Source organism: Rhizobium sp. Root483D2, assembly GCF_001426685.1.
Classification (GTDB): domain Bacteria; phylum Pseudomonadota; class Alphaproteobacteria; order Rhizobiales; family Rhizobiaceae; genus Pararhizobium; species Pararhizobium qamdonense.
This window is the reverse complement of record NZ_LMFB01000027.1, coordinates 2,501-5,000: the sequence shown is the minus strand read 5'-3', so window position 1 is coordinate 5,000 and position 2,500 is coordinate 2,501. Positions and strand designations below refer to the sequence as shown.

1 rRNA gene (only partly in view) is annotated in these 2,500 nt (G+C 51.9%); it reads right to left on the bottom strand.

Annotation, left to right across the window (positions count from 1 at the left end):
• A 23S ribosomal RNA gene (locus tag ASD32_RS20510) occupies window positions 1-1,895 on the bottom strand (it extends 994 nt beyond the left edge of the window).
• Window positions 1,896-2,500: the final 605 nt, after the last annotated feature.

Sequence of the window (2,500 nt, the reverse complement as noted above, 5' to 3'; positions counted from 1 at the left end):
GGCTTCAGTTCAAAGCTTGCACCTCTCCCTTTAACCTTCCAGCACCGGGCAGGCGTCAGGCCCTATACGTCGTTTTGCAACTTCGCAGAGCCCTGTGTTTTTGATAAACAGTCGCTACCCCCTGGTCTGTGCCACCCCTCCATACTTGCGTACGAAGAGGTCACGCTTCTTCCGAAGTTACGCGTGCAATTTGCCGAGTTCCTTCAGCATAGTTCTCTCAAGCGCCTTGGTATACTCTACCTGACCACCTGTGTCGGTTTCGGGTACGGTCTATACGGTGGAGCTATTTCCTGGAACCGCTTCCCCGCCTGCTCAATCCAATAAGAGCAAACAAGTTACGCAATCCGTCACTACCACCAGGCCCACGAATATTAACGTGGTTCCCATCGACTACGCATTTCTGCCTCATCTTAGGGGCCGGCTAACCCTGCTCAGATTAACTTTAAGCAGGAACCCTTGGTCTTTCGGCGAGGGGGTCTCTCACCCCCTTTATCGTTACTCATGTCAACATTCGCACTTCCGATACCTCCAGGACCCCTCACAGGTATCCCTTCACAGGCTTACGGAACGCTCCGCTACCACAACGCAAACCCTAAGGTTTGTCGTCATCCTCAGCTTCGGTGCATGGCTTTAGCCCCGTTACATTTTCGGCGCAAAGACCCTTATTTAGACCAGTGAGCTGTTACGCTTTCTTTAAATGATGGCTGCTTCTAAGCCAACATCCTGGTTGTTTTGGGATCCTCACATCCTTTCCCACTTAGCCATGACTTGGGGACCTTAGCTGGAGGTCAGGGTTGTTGCCCTCTTCACGACGGACGTTAGCACCCGCCGTGTGTCTGCCGACTAGTACTCCTCGGTATTCGGAGTTTGGTTAGGATCAGTAAGACGGTGAGTCCCCATAGCCCATCCAGTGCTCTACCCCCGAGGGTATTCGGTCGACGCACTACCTAAATAGTTTTCGCGGAGAACCAGCTATTTCCGAGTTTGATTGGCCTTTCACCCCTAGCCACAAGTCATCCCAATCTATTGCAACAGATGCGGGTTCGGTCCTCCAGTTGGTGTTACCCAACCTTCAACCTGCTCATGGCTAGATCACTCGGTTTCGGGTCTAATGCGACGAACTGAACGCCCTATTCAGACTCGCTTTCGCTGCGCCTTCACCTATCGGCTTAAGCTTGCTCGTCACACTAAGTCGTTGACCCATTATACAAAAGGTACGCCGTCACCCTTGCGGGCTCCGACTGTTTGTAGGCAACCGGTTTCAGGTTCTATTTCACTCCCCTTGTCGGGGTGCTTTTCACCTTTCCCTCACGGTACTTGTTCGCTATCGGTCATGCACGAGTACTTAGGCTTAGAGGGTGGTCCCCCTAATTTCAAACAGGATTTCACGTGTCCCGCCTTACTCAAGGACCTTGGGTGTTCTACATGTACGGGGCTATCACCCGCTACGGCCGGACTTTCCATTCCGTTCCACTTTATTCCCCAAGGCCACTGGCCTGGTCCGCGTTCGCTCGCCACTACTTGCGGAGTCTCGGTTGATGTCCTTTCCTCCAGGTACTTAGATGTTTCAGTTCCCTGGGTTCGCTTCTTACACCCTATGTATTCAGGTGTAGATACCTTATCACAATGCTTGGAACCTGAGGTGCCGCAGGCACAAAGGCAATAGCCAGTAGGCCTTAGCCAATAGGGACTTGCCCTACTGCCTACTGCCTAATTCCTATCCCCTCAGCGCCACCGGCGCATCAGATTCCCAAGCATTTAAGGTGGGTTTCCCCATTCGGAAATCCATGGATCAAAGCTTATTCGCAGCTCCCCACGGCTTATCGCAGCGTATCACGTCCTTCATCGCCTGTGCATGCCAAGGCATCCACCAATTGCCCTTATTTCACTTGATCGTTCTCATTGCCAATGCTCATCAATAGGAAAGTGAGTAGGTGTTCGTCAGTAGCCAGTAGGATCTAAATCCTACTCACCACTCACTACCGACTACTCACCAATCCAACCCGGTTACCTTTTACAACCAGGCCATCTCATGATGCCATCAACGTGTTCGATCCGTTCCCCATCTGAAGGCACGCCGGTGCACTTCGGGGCCGGATCATTAAGACCAGCTTCTCGAGATCTGTCCGGGGATGCGCGGTCAGGCAACATCCATCGACATGTCGTCAGAGGCAGCCAGAAACACCAAAATCCCCGAGGCCCGAAAGCTTCGAAGTCCTGATGGTTCCAACAACCAACAACAAACATGCCTTGAGTAACAAGCTTCCTACCTTCTCCAGCCCCTGGTCTGTCTCGGATCGGCTAGACCGTCGACAGCTTGAACAGGACTGGGCTCGGACGTCTCGAACAATTCCTTAAGAATTGCGCAAAACACCTGGAAGCTTCCAGACATATCTTCTCTTCACAATGATAATCAGAACAGGCATCAGGCTCATGTGAGCCGATGCAAACTTTTATTTCTCTATAAGACAAGGCAAACAATCCGCCAACTACAACACCA